The following is a 16,533-nucleotide window of genomic DNA, read 5'->3' as shown; positions in this document are numbered from 1 at the left end:
GGGCAACAACCACAAACACCGGACACACGGCCGGGCACGCTCCCCAGCGTGCCCGGCCGTTCCCGTTGTGGAGGTTGTCCGGCCGGAGACTGCCTTATCCGGGCTCGTTTAAGACGTGACAACGCCCTGAACACGGATCGACGGTAGGGTTGCCGTGACCGGGTCCCGCTGGCTGGCGGGAAGCTCGATCGAAGGGTGGGAGCCCGCCGCGAGGACAGCGGACGCCCACGTCGAACGGCCGTACAGGCCTCGTTGGGCTCAATCGCCTCAGATGTGTGAAGGACGTATGACAAGCACGGGCTACCAATCCGAATCGCGCCTCAGCGGGGCTGAAGCCCCGGAGTGGGCGCGGCTGGAGGACCTTTCCAGAACCCGCCTTCTGGACACACCCTCGGAGGAGCGCTTCGACCGGATCACGCGGCTCGCTCAGGGGCTTTTCGGTGTCAGTGCGGCCAGCATTTCCTTGATCGCCGAGGACCGGCAATTCCTGAAATCTTTCGTCGGTCCGCTCGCCCGCGAGTCGGAGCGGCGTGACACGTTCTGCACCGAGGCGATCAAGTCCTCGGGAACCATGATCGTGGAGAACGCCCTCACCGACGAACGCTTCCGGCAGAGCCCGCTCGTGACCGGCAATCCCCATATCCAGTTCTACGCGGGCCATCCCCTCACCGGGCCCGGCGGCACGCATGTCGGAACGTTCTGCATCATTGACCAGGCGCCCCGGGTATTCAGCGCAGAGCAGCAGAAGATCCTCGAGGACCTCACTGAGATCATCCAGCGCGAAATGAACCTTTCGTGGGACATCGACAACGGAGCCCGGGTGCAACGGGCCCTGCTTGCGCCCACTCCCCCTGCACCGGCCGGCTACTCGCTGGGCACCTGCTTTTACCCTGCCTCCGGGCTTAGCGGTGACTTCTACGAGCTCGGCATGACCGCGGCCGGCCAGTTCCGCATTACCGTCGGCGACGCCATGGGCAAAGGCATCGGTCCGGGAATCGTGGCCGGCACCGTCCGGTCCGCCTTCGCCCACACCGGCTGGGAAGCCGGGCCGTCCCGAATCTTGGAGGACGTGTCGGGGAGCCTCGACGATACCTTGGCCCGTGTGGGCTCCTATGCCACGGCGTTCCACGCGCTGATCGACCCTGCAACCGGCACAGGCCACTATGCGGACGCCGGCCAGGGACTGAGCTATATCCTCCGTTCCGACTTCACGATTGAACGCCTGTCCCCGACGGGGCCGCCACTGGGCCTGATACCCGGGCAAAGCTGGGAAACGCACACCTTCCGGCTCGCCCCGGGCGATGCCCTCCTGGTTCCGACGGACGGCCTCCTGGACCTGCACGGCGGTGACCTCGGCCGTCTCGCCGCAGCCCTGGACAGCCGCCAGGCGCAGGATCATCCGGACACCGCCGTGAAGAAACTCTGCGACCGGCGGGGAAAACACGGCATCCTGGACGACATCACTGCGGTCCTGCTCCAGCGCGAAGCAGAATCCGACTAAGTGCGCCTGCCCTGGGTGCCGCACCGAGGCCCGGCAGGATGCCCACTCACCCCTCGCGAAAGGACGCTCGCGTGACCGAGACGCCGCGCTGCCCAGACCCGGACGGCGCCGACGCGCCACAGCAACGCTCCGGGAGCGCCGTGCAGCTCTTCGGGGTACGGCTCCTCGTGCTCCTGACGTTGCTGGCCGGCGTCAACTACGTGGCCTGGCGCTGGCTGGCGTCACTGAACTGGGACGCGTGGTGGATCGCCGTGCCGCTGGTCGCCGCCGAGACCTACAGCCTGATCGACGTGCTGCTCTTCGGAATGACAGTCTGGCGGCTAAAGTCCCGCACTACGCCGGCACCGGCCCCCGCGGACGCCACGGTTGACGTTTTCATTACGACGTACAACGAGCCGCTGGAGCTGGTGATGACGACGGCGCTTGCCGCCCAAAAGATCCGGCACCCGCACAGCACCTGGATACTTGACGATGGTGACAGGCCCGCGCTCCGGCAACTGGCCGCGGCGAGCGGACTGGGGTACGTGACCCGAAGCGCGGAATGGAGCGGGATGCCCCGGCACGCGAAAGCGGGGAATCTGAACAACGCCCTGATGCAAACCGAGGGCGAGTTCCTGCTCATTCTCGACGCGGATCAGATCCCCGAACCGGACATTCTGGACAAGACCCTGGGCTACTTCAACAACCGCAAAGTCGCCCTCGTCCAGACGCCCCAATATTTCAGCAACGTCCCGGCCGACGATCCCCTGGGCAGCCAGGCGCCCTTGTTCTACGGCCCCATCCAGCAGGGCAAGGACGGCTGGAACGCTGCCTTTTTTTGCGGCTCCAACGCCATCCTCCGCAGGGAGGCCCTCATGCAGCTGGGACTGTCGGGGTACGTCAAGGAAACCGAGAAGAGTATCCGGCGCGCCCTCAGCGCATCCCGGGCGGCTATCCGCAAGGCACGCAAAGCGTCAACCGGCGAATCCTTGCTGATTCAGCACACCCTCGACGAGGTCGAAGCGGCAACCGAAGAGGCCCGCCGCCGGCTCGACGCCGGCGACTCACTCAGCGAAATCACGTACCGGGCACGACGCCGGGTGGACCAGGCCGTCCAGGCGCTGGTGCTGGCCGATGTGTCCGCCCTTCAGGCCGACCTGAAGGAAATTGCCGCGATGGCGCCGGTGGAGGTCGGTGACGCCGGAGTGCCCGTGGTGACCGATGATGCTGTGCAGCGCATGGCGGCCAGGGACTGGTCTCCCCTTGGGGCAATCGAGTCCGTGCAGGCGGTGCTGGACGCGTTATCGGTGGAACGGACCGACGAGGCCCAGCCGGTCATGCCGCTGGCCACGATTTCCGTGACGGAGGACATGGCGACTTCCATGCGCATGCACGCCATGGGATGGCAAAGCGTCTACCACCACGAGGTCCTGGCCTACGGGCTGGCACCGGAAGACATCGGCACCATGCTGACCCAGCGCCTGCGCTGGGCCCAGGGCACCATCCAGGTGTTTCTGCGGGAGAACCCGCTCCTTCAGCGCGGGCTGAAGCTGGGCCAGCGGCTTATGTACTTCGCAACGATGTGGACCTACCTCAGCGGCTTCGCCGCCGTCGTCTACTTCGCCGCGCCGATCATTTACCTGCTCTTCGGGATCCTGCCCGTCACCAGCCTGAGCGCCGACTTCTTCCTGAGATTCATTCCGTTCATGGTGGTCAACCAGCTCCTCTTTGCCGTTGCCGGCAGAGGCATCCCCACCTGGCGCGGTCAGCAGTACAGCCTCGCCCTGTTCCCCACCTGGATCAAAGCATGTACGACGGCGGCCCGGAACGTCTGGTTCGGGCATCCCCTCGGCTTCGCCGTCACGCCGAAGGACCGCCAGTCTGGAGGTCCACGATGGGGCCTGATCCGCCCACAGATCGCCGTGTCGGTCGTACTGTTCATCGCGTCGGTTGTTGGGATTGGGCGGCTCGTTGCCGGAATGTCCGAGCCGATCGGCACACTCGTCAACGTATTCTGGGTGGTGTTTGACCTGATCGTCATGAGCATCCTGGTGCGGGCCGTCCTGTACCGCGGATACTCTGCCGGCGGTTCCGGCGATGACCCCGACACCAGTAACGAGACCTCCACCGAAAGGGCCCTCCGTGGACCTGAGCTATGAAGTGAAAGACAGCTACGCCGAGATAACAGCCGCCGGCCGGCTCAACATGGTGTCGGCGCCGAAACTGCGGGAAATGGTGGCGGAAGTTGTCGCTTCGGGCTCGGCCCGGATCGTGATCAACCTCGAAGCGACAGGGTTCATGGACTCGTCCGGGCTTGGAGCGCTCATCGGGTGCCTCAAGGCCGCGCGGCAAGCCGGTGGCGACCTTCGGATCGCGGCCGTCCAGCCCCAGGTTCAAATGGTCCTGGGCCTTACGAGCATGGACAAAGTCCTGACGTCGTACCCCTCCGCGGCTGAAGCTTTCGGGGATGACTGACATTCTCGCCCGGCGGACGCTCCGCCAGACGGCACTTCCGGAAGCCATTGAGGCCGTGCATACCGAGCTCGACAAACTGTGGGATGACGCTTCCTTCGTTCCGGACCTGGACCGCATGACGTTCGCCACGGCCGTGATCGAAGCTGCCAGCAATGTGGTGCAGCACGCCGTTCCCGAATCCACGAAGCCCGTGGAACTCGGGGTCGACATCAGCGCTACGTCCGTCAGGCTGGAGGCCCGGGTCAGTGCCTTCAATGCCGTCTGCCCCGACCCCATTGACACTGACGCCGCCATGCCCGACGGCGAGGCTGAATCAGGGCGCGGGCTCGCCCTTATTCGGGCCCTGGTCACCACCGTGACATTCAAGCGCCAGGACGGGACGAACACCTGGATCCTGTCAAAGTCCCCGCTGCGCGACTGAGCGGAATCCTTGGACAATCCTCGGGATTTCCTGCTTCGTTTGACCCCGGAGCGGAACCGTCCTGACGGATACTGGATATTGTGGCTTCCGTAGGCAAGCCGCGTTCCGTCAGGATGCCCCGCTTGGCCGGGGCCCGGCCAAGGAGCCACGATGAAGCCGCTGCTAAGCCTGGCCTGCGTTCTTGTCCTCATGGCGTTCAGCCTGTCCCTCGCGGCGGTACCCGCCCAGGCCGCCTCCCCGTCCCTTAGCCTCAGCCCGGCCGAGGGCCCGGCCGGAACCGCGGTCATCGTCACCGGCACCGGTTTTCCCAAGAAGGGCTCCGGAACTGTGAGCGCCGGGGCCAGTTCCGTCGCCTTCAAGGTCAGTGCCTCTGGAGGCTTCACCGCCGACGTCGTTATCCCGCAAACGTCCCAGCCGGTCCTTGACGTCCAAGCCGTATCCGGCACCGTCAAGGCGTCGACGGGCTTTGCGGTCGTGGCGGCCGCGCCGGTGGCGGAACCTTTGCCCCCCGTCATCAGCAGCTCGCCGCTGCGCTTCGGCGTCGGCACCCCCGGCGGGCCGCTGGCCCAAGCGGAATTGGACGGGGCCGCGTCCCTCGCCGGGGAGGCGCCGTCGGTCATTCTGTCCTACAAGGACTTCAATCAAGGCCCGCCCATCACGGAGCTGGATGCTGTTCGCAGCCGAGGCGCCGTAGCCCTGCTGACCTGGGAGCCCTGGGCTTGGGGCGGCGGAGCCGATCAGCCGGCCTATGCCCTGGACCGCATTACGGCCGGCAACTTCGACCCCTACTTGCGGCAGTGGGGCCAGGCGCTGGCAGCCTGGGGGCATCCAGTGATGGTGCGCTTCGGGCACGAAATGAACGGCAACTGGTACCCCTGGTCTGAGGGAGTCAACGGTAACGGACCCGGCGATTACGCTGCGGCGTGGCGGCACGTCCATGACGTCGTTGCTGCTACCGGCGCCTCCAACATCTCTTGGGTCTGGAATCCCAACGTTCCGTATTGGGGGTCAACCCCGCTCGACGGGCTGTATCCGGGCTCCGCTTACGTGGATGAAGTGGCCCTCGACGGTTACAACTGGGGTACATCAGCAGCCTGGAGCAGCTGGCTTTGGCCATCGGAGCTCTTCGGCCCGGGCCTGTCCGAACTGAGACGGCTTGCCCCAGGCAAACACGTGCTCGTGGCAGAGACTTCATCGGCCGAACAAGGCGGGTCCAAAGCCGACTGGAACACTGCCTTGATCAGCTATCTGGCTGCCCAGCCCGATGTCACAGCAGTGGTCTGGTTCAACTTCAACAAGGAAACAGACTGGCGGATCGACAGCAGTCCCGGCTCCGCCACCGCTCTGGCGTCCGCCCTGGCGGCGCGGCCCAGATAGCCAAACACGCAGGGAAAAAGGGCCGCTTCCGCCGGCGGAAACGGCCCCAACACTGCCGGAAAACGGCTACCCGATCAGCGCGAGCACCGCGCCGGCCGTGACAACCCCGCCCGCTTTGGTGCGGACGTCGGTGACGGTGCCGTCCCGGTGCGCGGAGACCTGGGTTTCCATCTTCATGGCCTCAAGGACCACCACCGGGTCCCCGGCCGAGACTTCGGCTCCCGGCTCGACGAGCCATTTCACGACTGTCCCTGCCATGTCCGCGCGCAGCTCCCCCGGGTCGCCGGCGGCGGCACCGCCGTCGGACGCTACCGACACCCCGGCGGGCGCTGAACTGCCCGAGCGGGCCCAGGCGTCCAGCAGATCGGCCGGAAGGCCGACGGCGAGGCGCCTGCCGTCCACGTCGACAGTGATGGTGCGGCGTTCGCCGTCGGGCGCGGTGGTGCTGTAGTCGGGATCGGCAGGGATGCTGTCCGCGAAGTCGGTTTCGATCCAGCGGGTGTGGATCCCGAGGCCGTCCTCGGAGGTGAAGTCCGGGGATTCCAGCACGGCCCGGTGGAAGGGCAGCACGGTGGCGACGCCGGTGATCCGCATTTCGGCGAGGGCCCGGCGGGCACGGCGCAGGGCCTGCTGGCGGTCCGCGCCGGTGACGATCAGCTTCGCGAGCAGGGAATCGAACTGCGGCGCGACGAAGGACCCGGAGCGGACGCCGGTGTCGAGGCGGATGCCCGGGCCGGTGGGGCCGGCGAATTCGCCGATGGTGCCGGGCGAGGGCAGGAAGCCGCGGCCCACGTCCTCGGCGTTAAGCCGGAACTCGAAGGCGTGTCCGCGCGGTGCCGGGTCTTCGACCAGGCGCAGCGGCTCGCCCGCGGCGATCCGGAACTGTTCCTGGACGAGGTCGATCCCCGTGGTTTCCTCGGTGATGGGGTGCTCCACCTGGAGCCGGGTATTGACCTCCAGGAAGGCCACGGTGCCGTCCGCCGCGACGAGGAATTCCACTGTGCCGGCGCCGGAGTAGCCCGCTTCCCGGCAGACGGCCTTGGCGGCGTCGTAGATCAGGGCGGTCTGCTCGTCGGTCAGGAACGGCGCGGGGGCCTCTTCCAGGAGCTTCTGGTGCCGGCGCTGCAGGGAGCAGTCGCGGGTTCCGACGACCACGACGTTGCCGTGCGCGTCCGCCAGGACCTGCGCCTCGACGTGGCGCGGACGGTCCAGGTAGCGCTCCACGAAGCACTCGCCCCGCCCGAAGGCGGCAACGGCTTCCCGGACGGCGGAGTCGAAGGCTTCCTCGACCTCGTCGATGACCCGGACCACCTTCATGCCGCGGCCGCCGCCGCCGAAGGCGGCCTTGATGGCGATCGGCAGGCCATGCTCTTCGGCGAAAGCGCGGGCCTCGGCCGCCGTGTCGACGGGACCGTCGCTGCCGGCCACCAGGGGTGCGCCGGCCCGGACGGCCGCGTCGCGGGCCGTGATCTTGTTGCCGAGCAGCCGGATCGCGTCCGGCGTCGGACCGATCCAGGTCAGCCCGGCGTCGAGGACGGCCTGGGCAAAGTCGGCGTTCTCGGAGAGGAAGCCGTAGCCGGGGTGGACGGCGTCCGCACCGGACTGGGCCGCCACGGCGAGGAGCTTGGGGATGTTCAGGTACGTGTCCGCGGGCGAGTTGCCGTCCAGGCTGAACGCCTCATCCGCGGCCGAGACGTGCAGGGCGTCGGCATCGATGTCGGCGTAGACAGCGACGGACGCCAGCTGCGCGTCGTCGCAGGCCCGGGCTATGCGGACCGCGATTTCTCCACGGTTGGCGATCAGGACCTTGCGCATCAGTTACTCGCTTCTTCTGTGGTGGTGGCGTGTTCAGTAGTGCCGTGTTCGGTGGGGTGCTCGGTGGTGGCGGATTCGGCCCAGCGGAAGCGGATCCTGCCGCCGATCGGGACCTGGGCGGCGAGGTCCAGCTGGGAGTCGACCACCACGGCGATCACCGGGTAGCCGCCGGTGATCGGATGGTCGGCCAGGAAGAGCACGGGCAAGCCCTCCGGCGGGACCTGCAGGGCGCCGGCGACGGTGCCTTCGCTGGGCAGTTCGCCCTGGCGGCTGCGCTGCAGCGGCGTACCGTCCAGCCGCATGCCGACGCGGTTGGACTGCGGCAGCACGGCCCAGTCCTGGGCGGTGAAGGAGTCCAGTGCCGCCTGATCGAACCAGTCGGCGCGGGGGCCGGGGACGACGTCGAGGACGGTCACCCCGGCGGCCGGGTAGTCCGGCTGCAGTTCGGGATTTCCGACGACGCCCGTCTCGGCTTCTCCGCCGGCGCCCAGTTGCTGCCCGGCGGCCAGGGGCGCAGGACCGATCCCGGACATGGTGTCCGTGGAGCGGCTGCCCAGTACCGGGGCGGCATCCACCCCGCCGCGGACCGCGAGGTAGCTGCGGAAGCCGCTGTGCGGCGCACCGATGCTGAGCGTTTCGCCGTCGAGCAGCGCAAAGGGAGTCGCCACCGGCACGGTGCGCTGCCACGTATCGCCGGCGTCGTCCGGAGCGGACGCGATACTCAGTTCCGACGGCGCCCCGGCGACGGCGAGGACCTGGTCCCCCACGGCCTGGACCTTGAGTCCGCCCGCGACGGTCTCGATGCCGGCTGCGCCGGGGGCGTTGCCGACGAGGCGGTTGGCCCGGCGCAGCGAGGCCCGGTCCAGCGCGCCGGCGGCGGAGACGCCCAGCCCGGAGTGGCCGTCCCGGCCGAGGTCCTGGATCAGGCTCTGAAGGCCCGGTGAAACGATCCGGATCCCGGCCATGACATCCTGCCCGGCAACCGGTTCCGGCGCGGTGCCCTCGGCCGCAGGCGCCGCGGCCGGCTCGACAGCGGGCTCCGCTACTGGCTCGGCCGCTAGCGCGAGTGCATCCCGGACCGGACGGAACTGCACCCGGTGGCCGGGGGCGGCCAGGGCGGGCGGCTCCCGGTCCAGGTCCCACATCTTGGCGTTGGTGCGCCCGATCAGCTGCCAGCCGCCCGGGGAACGCCGCGGGTACACGGCCGAGTAGTTGCCGGCCAGCGCCACGGACCCCGCGGGAACTGCGGTGCGGGGCGAGCTGCGGCGCGGCACTTCCAGCTGCTGGTTCTCCCCGATCATGTACCCGAATCCGGGGGCGAAGCCGGCGAAGGCCACGGTCCAGATCTGCCCGGAGTGGGCGGCGATCACGCCGTCGGTTCCCAGGCCGGTGAGCCGTCCGACTTCGGCGAGGTCCTCGCCGTCGTACACGGTGTCAATGAACACCAGCTCACCGTCGCGTTGCACGGGTGCGGTGAGGTCGAGCTGCATCAGGCGGGCGGCGATGCGCCGGGCCGAGGCCGGGGACTCGGCCTTGACCAGGACGGTCTCGGCCGCGGCCAGGATGTCCTGCTGGCCCGGCAGCGGTTTCTCGAGGAGCAGTGCCTGCAGGGCGAGCACGTCCTGGGTGCCGGAGAGCTCAGCGAGGACCGCGCGCGTCCCCACGGCCCGCACGGAGCGGACCTTGTGAACTGCGGTTTCGCCTGCTGCGGCGGCTTGTACCTTCAGGGGTTCCCCTGCTGTCTCAATCACGAGTTGCCTCAATCATTGTGCCGGTGAACAGGATCCGCGCCGCTCAGGCGCGGGCATCTTGCAGGAGCCGCTCTTCTTCCTCGGGCTGCGGGTTGCGCCCAATGGCCAGTCCGATCACCGTCACAATCGAGGCGACCGCGAGGTAGCCGGCGATCAGGAACCAGTTGCCGCTGACGGCGAAGAGGGCGGTGAAGACCAGCGGTGCGACGGCGCCGCCGATCACGCCGGCCAGGGTGTAGGCCAGCGAGCTGCCGGCATAGCGCAACCGGGCCGGGAACTGTTCGGTGATGTAGGCAGCCTGCGGGCCGTACATGAAGGCGTGGAACGCCAGTCCGATCACAATGCCGACGGTCAGCATGAAGACCGACTTGCCCTGGATCATGAGGAAGAACAGCGGGATGTATGCGGCCGTTCCGACGGCGGCGACGCCGTAAACGAGGCGGCGGTTGACGCGGTCCGTGAGGGCGCCCGCCGCCGGGATCAGGACCAGCTGGAATGCGGAGCCGATCAGGATGGCGCTGAGGACGTTGCTGGTGGTCATGCCCAGCTCTTTGGTGGCGTAGACGGCCATGAAGACGGTGAGCAGGGAGTACAGCACGTCCGGGCCGACACGGCACAGGGCGGCCGAGACGAGGGCGCGCGGTTCCTTGGTGAAGACATCCTTGATGGGGGCCTTGGCCTGTTCGCCGTGGGCCTTGATGGCCTTGAAGACGGGCGTTTCCTCGAGCTTCAGCCGGATCAGCAGGCCGAAGACCACCAGGATGGCCGAGGCGAGGAAGGCTACACGCCAGCCCCAGGAGAGGAAGTCTTCGTTGCTGAGCGTCGCGGCCAGCACGGCAAGGACGCCGTTGGCCATCAGGTTGCCGGCGGGCGGACCGATCTGCGCGGCGGAGGACCAGAAGCCGCGCTTGCGGGGGTCGCCGAATTCGCTCGAGAGCAGCACGGCTCCGCCCCATTCGCCGCCAACGCCGATTCCCTGCGCCAGGCGCAGGAGCACCAGGATGGTGGGAGCGGCCAGGCCGATGGCGGCGTAGCCGGGCAGCACGCCGATCAGCACGGTTGCGATGCCGATGAGCAGCAGGGTGGTCACGAGGACGTTCTTGCGGCCGATCTTGTCACCGAGCCGCCCGAAGATCACGCCACCGATGGGACGGGCGAGGTAGCCCACGGCAAAGGTCGAGAAGGACAGCAGCAGCCCGACGAATTCGTCGTTGCCCGGGAAGAAGACTTTGGGGAACACCAGGGCCGAGGCCACGGAGTAGATCGCGAAGTCGTAGTACTCCAGCGAGGTGCCGGTGAGGCTCGCGACGTAGGCCTTGAGGGCGCCGGGCGGGAGCTTCCTCTTGCCGGCGGCCGGGGTGGCCTGATGCGGTGCTGCAGTCATGGTTTCCTCCAGGTGTGCGGGGTGCTGCCTGTTGCTTGGGTTTAAGTGCGGGTGGTACCGGCGGAACCGGGGTGTGAAGCGGTGAAGCTGCGGCCTAGACGAAGGCGGCGGTGGTGATGTTCGCGGCGTTGAGCGCTTCGCGGACGGCAGCGGCCATGGCGACGGCCCCCGGGGAGTCACCGTGCACGCAGATGCTTTCGGCGCGGATTTTCAGGATGGAGCCGTCGATGGTGCGGATGGCGGAATCGGTGGCCATCCGGAGGACATGCTCAGTGACGAGAGCGGGGTCCTCCAGCACGGCTCCGGGGAGCGTGCGGGACACGAGGGTGCCGTCCGGGTTGTAGGCCCGGTCCGCGAAGGCTTCGGTCACCGCGCGGAGGCCGGCGGCCTCGGCCAGGCGCAGCACTTCCGAGCCCGGCAGGCCCAGGATGGGCAGGTTCGGGTCAACGGATTTCACGGCGTCGACAACGGCCTTCGCCTGGGCGGTGTGCGAGACGATCGCGTTGTAGAGGCCGCCGTGCGGCTTGACGTACTTAACCGTGCCGCCCTCGACGGCGGCCAGCGCCTGCAGGGCACCGATCTGGTAGACGACGTCGTCGGCCAGTTCGATCGGGTCGATGTCCAGGAAGCGGCGGCCGAAGCCGGCGAGATCGCGGTAGCCGACGTGGGCGCCGATCACGACGCCGGCGCCAATCGCCTCGCGGCAGGTCCGGCGGATGACGCTCGGGTCGCCCGCATGGAATCCGCACGCCACGTTGGCGCTGGAGACCGAGCGGAACATCGCCGAGTCGTCGCCCAGGGTCCAGCGGCCGAAGGACTCGCCGACGTCGCTGTTCAGGTCAATGGTTGCCATTTGTGATCCTCGTCTCATGATAGCCCCCTACTAGGATGCATCAATTTCACGGATTGTTCAACAATCCGACGATTCAACATTGGGACAATCGTGTAGATTCGGCACTATGACCACTCCCGATGCAGCTGCCGGCTCCGCCCTCGGCGCAGCTGCGGCGCGGCTGCGCGTGGCCGTCCCGTCCGTGGCGGACCGGGTGGCGGCCGAGCTGCGCCTGCAACTGGCGGAGGGCCTGCTCCTGCCGGGAGCCCGGCTCACGGAGTCGACCATCGCCGAAGAGCTGGGCGTCTCCCGCAACACGGTCCGCGAGGCCTTCGCCGAACTGGCGGCCGAGCGCCTGGTGGTCCGGCACCCCAACCGCGGCGTCTTCGTGGCCAGACTCGAGGCCGGCGACATCCACGACGTCTACACCGTGCGCCGCGCCATTGAAGTCAGTGCGATCCGCGGCGGCGGGAGCCCGGAGCGCGTGGCCGCGGTCCGCGCTGCCGTTGAAGAGGGCAAAGCCGCCGCCGCCGCCAATGACGAGGAGGGCCTGGGCAGCGCCAACCAGCATTTCCATGGCGCGATCGTGGCCCTGGCGGGCAGCCGGCGCCTGGACACGATCATGTCCCAGGTGCTGGCCGAGATGCGGCTGTTCTTCCACAAGGCCACCGTTGACGCGCACTTCTACCGGGGCTACCTGCCGGACAACGAGGAAATCTGCACCGCCCTGGAAGCCGGAGACCTGGAACAAGCCGGCGCGCTGCTGCTGGCCTATTTGAACCGGTCCGAGGAGCGCCAGGCCGCCGTCCACGGCGAGTGAACGATTCCATGGAATCGATTCCATGATTTGGTTTGAGCGCGAGAGGCGGCAGCAGTGACGGGACCATCCATCACCATCAAGGACGTGGCGGCACTGGCCGGCGCCTCCCCCGCCACGGCGTCCAGGGTGCTCTCCGGAAACCCGGCAACCTCCGCCGAGTCCCGCCAGAGGGTGGCCGCCGCCGTCACCCAGCTGGACTTCCACCCCAACGCCCAGGCGCGCGCGCTCCGTTCCACCGGGACCAACGTCATCGTGACGGCAGCGCCCCTCAATTCCGCCCCTTGTCCGGGCCGGCGCCGCGGTGACGTTCACCGGCGCCGTCGGCGACGACGCCCATGGCCGGCGGATTCTTGAGGTCCTCGCCGAGGCCGGCATCGATGCCGACTACGTTCGGGTCAGCGGCACCGCCGCCACCGGAACGGCGGTCATCGCGGTCGATGACCAGGGCGAAAACCAGATCATCGTGAGTCCGGGTGCAAACGCCGGGCTTACCGCCGCCGACGTCGAAGCGGGACTCGCCGCCGTCCAGGCCGGCGACGTCCTGGTCCTGCAGCTGGAAATCCCGACCGCGCTGGTCCGGCAGGCCGCTCGGACCGCGAAGAATCGCGGGGCATTCGTCATCCTCAACGCCGCCCCGGCCCCCCGGCAGATCGAGGCGCTGCTCGAGGACGTCGACCTCCTGGTGGTGAACGAACAGGAAATCCAGGTTCTCGCCGGCCTCACCGGCCTGGCCGGAATCCAAGGAAACCACCGGGACCTGGTCACGTCGCTCCCGCCCTTCCTGAGGCCGGCCATCGTGTGCACCGCCGCCGCGGAAGGATCCTTCACCGTCGTTGACGGCAGTCCCGTGCATGTGCCGGCGACGAAAGTGGACGTCAGGGACACCACCGGAGCCGGCGACACGTTCGTGGGCTACCTCGCCGCATCACTCGCCGGCAGCGACCGCGAGCTGCCTGCGGCAATGCTCCACGCCACCCATGCCTCCGCTGTCGCCGTGACGCGCCCCGGCGCCATGGAATCGATTCCATGGCGCGATGAAGTACCGGCATAGCCAAACCCGCAACACCCCGCCTGAACGTCCCTCACTCAGTCCCGCACGAAGGAGACCCATGAAAATCGCACTCGGCAACGACCACGCCGGCTGAACACCCGCGAAACCTGGGGGGCCAAGGAGAAGGCTGAAGTCGACGCCATCATCGCCGGCAAACCGGGCGCCGCCGCGGAGGACCAGACGGCGCAATCGGCGGCCCGGTAGCGGCCCAGCAAAGACCCGCAATAAACGCCCGACCGGGGCCGGCCTCTTGGGGGCCGGCCCCGGTCGCAGCAGTCTGGAGTATCCCGTGCTACTTTCCGGCCGCTACCGGGACCGGATGCTCTGCCGCCGGCTTCCCGGTGTCAACATCAGCCGCGGGCGGGGTTTTCAGCTTGAGACGCTCGATGATCGAGATCCCACCGCCCTTGCCGCTGCGGTTCTTGTTGAAGATGTCGAAGCCGACGGCGAGGAGCAGCACCAGGCCCTTGATGAGCTGCTGGTAGTCGGTGCCGAGGCCCAGGATCGACATGCCGTTGTTGAGGACACCCATGATGAGACCGCCGATCATGGCCCCTGCCACGGTTCCGATGCCGCCTGTGACTGCGGCGCCGCCGATGAACGCCGCCGCGATGGCGTCCAGTTCGAAGCCCGTGCCGCCGGCCGGCTGGGCGGAGTTCAGCCGGGCCGTGAACACGAGGCCGGCCAGTGCGGCAAGGACGCCCATGTTCACGAACAGCCGGAAGGTGACCACCTTGGTTTTGATGCCGGACAGCTCAGCCGCGTGCAGGTTGCCGCCGAGTGCGTAGGTGTGCCGGCCGAAGACGCTGTTGTTCATCAGGGCCGTGTAGACGATCACCAGGACCGCCAGCACGATCAGGACGATTGGGGTGCCCCGGTAGCTGGCGAGCAGGAATGTGATGGTCAGCATGAGCAGGGCAATGAACGCGGTCTTGGTGGCGAACCAGGCCACCGGTTCGTTCTCGAGTTCGAACTTCTTGCGGATCCGGCGTTCCTTGACCGCCTGGATCACCAGCGCCAGGGTGGCGCCGACGCCAAGGATGACCGTCAGCCACTCCAGCACCGACGTGCCGCCGGAAATGTCCGGCAGGAAGCCGCCGCCCAGCGCCCGCAGTTCGCCGGGGAACGGCGTGATCTGCTGGTTTTTGAGAACGATCAGTGTCAGGCCGCGGAAAATCAGCATCCCGGCGAGGGTGACGATGAAGGCGGGAATGCCGACGTACGCGATCCAGTAGCCCTGCCAGGCACCCACCAGCGCGCCGATCAGCAGGCAGGCCGGAATAGCAAGCCACCACTCCCAGCCCCAGTGCACGATCATGACACCGGCACAGGCGCCGATGAAGCCGGCGACCGAACCGACGGACAGGTCGATGTGGCCGGCGATGATCACCATCACCATGCCGATGGCCAGGATCAGGATATAGCTGTTCTGGACCACCAGGTTGGTGACGTTCTGCGGCTCCAGCAGGATCCCGTCCGTCAGGATCTGGAACAGCAGGACGATCAGGATCAGGGCGACAAAGATGCCAACCTGGCGGAGGCGGCTTGTCAGGAAGCCCAGGGATTCTCGGAGGGCGGACATGTTCGCTATTCCTTCTCTTTGGTCATGTAGTGCATGAGGGTTTCCTGTGATGCTTCGGCGATCGGGACCTCGCCGGTGATGTGCCCGGCAGAGAGGGTGTAGATCCTGTCGCAGATGCCCAGCAGTTCGGGAAGTTCGGAGGAGATCACAATGACCGCCTTTCCTTCCGCGGCCAGCTTCGCGATGATCGTGTAGATCTCAAACTTCGCGCCGACGTCGATGCCGCGGGTGGGTTCGTCGAGGATCAGCACGTCCGGATCGGAGTACATCCACTTGCTCAGCACCACTTTCTGCTGGTTGCCGCCGGACAACTTGCCCGTGACGGCGGCAACCGAGGGGGCCTTGATATTCATGCTCTTCCGGTAGTCGTTGGCCACCACGGTTTCCTGGTTCTTGTCCACCCAGCCGCCCTTGACCAGCTTGCGCAGCGCCGCCATGGATACGTTCCGCTTGATGTCCTCGATGAGGTTCAAACCGTAGAGCTTGCGGTCCTCAGTGGCGTAGGCGATGCCGTGCCTGATGGCGTCGGAGACGGTGGAAGTGTTGATTTCCGTGCCGTGTTTGAACACCTTCCCCGAGGTGGCGGTGCCGTAGCTCCGTCCAAAGACGCTCATGGCCAGCTCCGTCCTGCCGGCACCCATCAGTCCTGCCAGCCCCACCACTTCCCCCTTGCGGACGTTGAGGCTGGCGTTGTTGACCACCACCCGGCTGTAGTCCTGCGGGTGCCGGACGGACCAGTCCTCGATCCGCAGGACTTCCTCGCCAATCTGTGGTTCCCGGTCCGGATACAGGCTTTCCAGGTCCCGGCCCACCATTCCGCGGATAATGCGTTCCTGAGTGATCTCGCCGTCGCCCAGGCGGAGGGTCTCGATCGTCTTGCCGTCGCGGATGATGGTGACGGCGTCCGCAACCTTGCGGATTTCGTTGAGCTTGTGGCTGATGATGATGCTGGTGACACCCTGGCCCTTCAGGTGCAGGATCAAGTCCAGCAGGTGGCTCGAGTCCTCGTCGTTGAGGGCCGCCGTCGGTTCATCGAGGATAAGGAGCTTGACCTCCTTCGAGAGTGCCTTGGCGATTTCCACGAGCTGCTGCTTGCCCACGCTGATGTGCTGGACGGGGGTGACCGGGTTTTCGCTCAGGCCCACCCGGGCCAGGAGTTTCGCGGCCTCCAGGTTGGTCTTGCGCCAGTTCACCCAGCCGCGGTTGGCCTGTTCATTGCCGAGGTAGATGTTCTCGGCGATGGACAGGTAAGGGCTCAGTGCCAGCTCCTGGTGGATGATCACGATTCCGCGCTTCTCGCTGTCGCTGATGCTGGAGAAGTTGCAGGGTTCGTTTTCGAAGAGGATGTCGCCGTCGAAGGAGCTGTGCGGGTAGACGCCGGACAGGACCTTCATCAGGGTGGATTTCCCTGCGCCGTTTTCACCGCAGATGGCGTGGACTTCGCCGCGGTTCACCTGCAGGGTGACGTCCTGGAGGGCCTTCACGCCCGGGAAGGTCTTGGTGATTCCTCGCATTTGAAGAATGGGTGTGTTCATCGCCAATTCT

General features: G+C 67.2%; 14 protein-coding genes. 8 read left to right on the top strand and 6 right to left on the bottom strand.

Annotated features, from left to right (window positions below):
- Positions 1–286 precede the first annotated feature (286 nt).
- The 5 genes from ARTB_RS06375 to ARTB_RS06355 all read left to right on the top strand — a co-directional run bounded on the left by ARTB_RS06375 (position 287) and on the right by ARTB_RS06355 (position 5,753).
- Entirely contained in the window at positions 287–1,501 is a 1,215-nt protein-coding gene (locus ARTB_RS06375) for a PP2C family protein-serine/threonine phosphatase (RefSeq protein WP_243178211.1), read from the top strand.
- 140 nt (positions 1,502–1,641) lie between these two features.
- Positions 1,642–3,639 (top strand): glycosyltransferase family 2 protein, encoded by a 1,998-nt coding sequence (locus tag ARTB_RS06370; protein WP_243178411.1) that lies wholly within the window; start codon positions 1,642–1,644, stop codon positions 3,637–3,639.
- Positions 3,623–3,955 (top strand): STAS domain-containing protein, encoded by a 333-nt coding sequence (locus tag ARTB_RS06365; protein ID WP_243178210.1) that lies wholly within the window; start codon positions 3,623–3,625, stop codon positions 3,953–3,955. Before ARTB_RS06370 ends, ARTB_RS06365 begins: the two co-directional genes overlap by 17 nt.
- Entirely contained in the window at positions 3,948–4,376 is a 429-nt protein-coding gene (locus tag ARTB_RS06360) for an ATP-binding protein (RefSeq protein ID WP_243178209.1), read from the top strand. The genes ARTB_RS06365 and ARTB_RS06360 overlap by 8 nt, the downstream gene beginning before the upstream one ends.
- Before the next feature lie 150 nt (positions 4,377–4,526).
- Positions 4,527–5,753 (top strand): glycoside hydrolase family 26 protein, encoded by a 1,227-nt coding sequence (locus tag ARTB_RS06355; RefSeq protein WP_243178208.1) that lies wholly within the window; start codon positions 4,527–4,529, stop codon positions 5,751–5,753.
- 66 nt (positions 5,754–5,819) lie between these two features.
- On the opposite strand, the gene ARTB_RS06350 is transcribed toward ARTB_RS06355, so the two are convergent.
- The 4 genes from ARTB_RS06350 to ARTB_RS06335 form a co-directional block, all read right to left on the bottom strand.
- The gene (locus ARTB_RS06350; protein WP_243178207.1) at positions 5,820–7,568 is read right to left on the bottom strand and encodes an acetyl/propionyl/methylcrotonyl-CoA carboxylase subunit alpha; all 1,749 of its coding nucleotides are present in this window, start codon (positions 7,566–7,568) and stop codon (positions 5,820–5,822) included.
- Positions 7,568–9,316, bottom strand: coding sequence for a 5-oxoprolinase/urea amidolyase family protein (locus ARTB_RS06345; protein WP_439954100.1), 1,749 nt, complete (start codon positions 9,314–9,316; stop codon positions 7,568–7,570). The genes ARTB_RS06350 and ARTB_RS06345 overlap by 1 nt, the downstream gene beginning before the upstream one ends.
- A 46-nt stretch (positions 9,317–9,362) precedes the next feature.
- Positions 9,363–10,703, bottom strand: a complete 1,341-nt coding sequence (locus tag ARTB_RS06340) for an MFS transporter (protein WP_243178206.1) — start codon at positions 10,701–10,703, stop codon at positions 9,363–9,365.
- 94 nt (positions 10,704–10,797) lie between these two features.
- Positions 10,798–11,556, bottom strand: a complete 759-nt coding sequence (locus ARTB_RS06335) for a LamB/YcsF family protein (protein WP_243178205.1) — start codon at positions 11,554–11,556, stop codon at positions 10,798–10,800.
- 106 nt (positions 11,557–11,662) lie between these two features.
- Between ARTB_RS06335 and ARTB_RS06330 the strand changes: the two genes are divergently transcribed.
- Genes ARTB_RS06330 through ARTB_RS06320 form a run of 3 tightly spaced genes read left to right on the top strand, consistent with a single transcriptional unit; the run spans position 11,663 to position 13,406 of the window.
- Complete coding sequence (locus ARTB_RS06330; RefSeq protein WP_243178204.1) at positions 11,663–12,355, top strand: GntR family transcriptional regulator; 693 nt, start codon at positions 11,663–11,665, stop codon at positions 12,353–12,355.
- 54 nt (positions 12,356–12,409) lie between these two features.
- A complete protein-coding gene (locus ARTB_RS06325; protein WP_243178203.1) occupies positions 12,410–12,709 on the top strand; it encodes a LacI family DNA-binding transcriptional regulator in 300 nt (99 codons plus the stop codon).
- The gene (locus tag ARTB_RS06320) at positions 12,657–13,406 is read left to right on the top strand and encodes a ribokinase (protein ID WP_243178202.1); all 750 of its coding nucleotides are present in this window, start codon (positions 12,657–12,659) and stop codon (positions 13,404–13,406) included. Before ARTB_RS06325 ends, ARTB_RS06320 begins: the two co-directional genes overlap by 53 nt.
- A 292-nt stretch (positions 13,407–13,698) precedes the next feature.
- Here ARTB_RS06320 and mmsB read toward each other — a convergent pair whose 3' ends face one another.
- Both mmsB and mmsA read right to left on the bottom strand, forming a co-directional pair.
- A complete protein-coding gene (gene mmsB, locus ARTB_RS06315) occupies positions 13,699–14,988 on the bottom strand; it encodes a multiple monosaccharide ABC transporter permease (RefSeq protein ID WP_243178201.1) in 1,290 nt (429 codons plus the stop codon).
- 5 nt (positions 14,989–14,993) lie between these two features.
- Complete coding sequence (gene mmsA, locus ARTB_RS06310) at positions 14,994–16,523, bottom strand: multiple monosaccharide ABC transporter ATP-binding protein (protein ID WP_243178200.1); 1,530 nt, start codon at positions 16,521–16,523, stop codon at positions 14,994–14,996.
- Between the last annotated feature and the right edge of the window lie 10 nt (positions 16,524–16,533).

The organism is Arthrobacter humicola (assembly GCF_022803015.1).
In the GTDB taxonomy this organism is placed as follows: domain Bacteria; phylum Actinomycetota; class Actinomycetes; order Actinomycetales; family Micrococcaceae; genus Arthrobacter; species Arthrobacter humicola_A.
This window is presented reverse-complemented; position numbering and strand designations above follow the sequence as displayed.

Coding starts and splice junctions, on each gene's coding strand:
- ARTB_RS06375 (WP_243178211.1), top strand. CDS start 287: ATGACAAGCACGGGCTACCAATCCGAATCGCGCCTCAGCGGGGCTGAA.
- ARTB_RS06360 (WP_243178209.1), top strand. CDS start 3,948: ATGACTGACATTCTCGCCCGGCGGACGCTCCGCCAGACGGCACTTCCG.
- ARTB_RS06355 (WP_243178208.1), top strand. CDS start 4,527: ATGAAGCCGCTGCTAAGCCTGGCCTGCGTTCTTGTCCTCATGGCGTTC.
- ARTB_RS06350 (WP_243178207.1), bottom strand. CDS start 7,568: ATGCGCAAGGTCCTGATCGCCAACCGTGGAGAAATCGCGGTCCGCATA.
- ARTB_RS06340 (WP_243178206.1), bottom strand. CDS start 10,703: ATGACTGCAGCACCGCATCAGGCCACCCCGGCCGCCGGCAAGAGGAAG.
- ARTB_RS06335 (WP_243178205.1), bottom strand. CDS start 11,556: ATGGCAACCATTGACCTGAACAGCGACGTCGGCGAGTCCTTCGGCCGC.
- ARTB_RS06330 (WP_243178204.1), top strand. CDS start 11,663: ATGACCACTCCCGATGCAGCTGCCGGCTCCGCCCTCGGCGCAGCTGCG.
- mmsB (WP_243178201.1), bottom strand. CDS start 14,988: ATGTCCGCCCTCCGAGAATCCCTGGGCTTCCTGACAAGCCGCCTCCGC.
- mmsA (WP_243178200.1), bottom strand. CDS start 16,523: ATGAACACACCCATTCTTCAAATGCGAGGAATCACCAAGACCTTCCCG.